Below are 757 nucleotides of genomic sequence, written 5' to 3' on the forward strand. Positions count from 1 at the left end.
GCTCAACTCCTTCGCTGGCGAAGTGACGCGCGTGGCGCGCGAGGTTGGCACCGAAGGCAAGCTCGGCGGTCAGGCGCAGGTGCGCGGCGTTGCCGGCACGTGGAAGGACCTTACTGACAATGTGAATTCCATGGCCGAGAATCTGACTGGTCAGGTGCGCAACATTGCCGAAGTGACGACCGCCGTCGCACGCGGTGATCTGTCGAAGAAGATTACTGTCGACGTGAAGGGCGAAATCCTTGAGCTGAAGTCGACCATCAACACCATGGTGGACCAGCTCAATTCCTTCGCCGGCGAGGTGACCCGCGTCGCGCGTGAGGTTGGCACCGAAGGCAAGCTTGGCGGTCAAGCTCGTGTTGAAGGCGTCGCCGGTACCTGGAAAGACTTGACCGACAACGTCAACCTGATGGCGACAAACCTGACCAATCAGGTCCGTGGCATCGCTGACGTCGTAACGGCGGTCGCGCAAGGCAATCTCAAGCGCAAGCTGACGGTGGACGCCAAAGGTGAAATTGCCTCTCTGGCCGACACCATCAACGGCATGATCGAAACGCTGGCCACCTTTGCCGACCAAGTGACCAACGTGGCTCGTGAGGTGGGTATCGAGGGCAAGCTCGGTGGACAGGCGCGGGTGCCGGGAGCGGCCGGCCTATGGCGCGATCTGACCGACAACGTCAACCAGCTCGCCGCAAATCTGACCACCCAGGTGCGCGCAATCGCTGAGGTCTCCACGGCCGTCACGAAGGGTGATCTGACT

Annotated in this window: 1 protein-coding gene; it reads left to right on the top strand. The window is 61.4% G+C overall.

Annotated elements, in window-relative coordinates; genetic code table 11:
* Positions 1-757: HAMP domain-containing protein (locus ACXJ7R_RS35130; protein WP_457155803.1), on the top strand; the 757-nt coding region annotated here is incomplete at both ends.

It is taken from the genome of Mesorhizobium sp. P5_C1 (assembly GCF_054049815.1).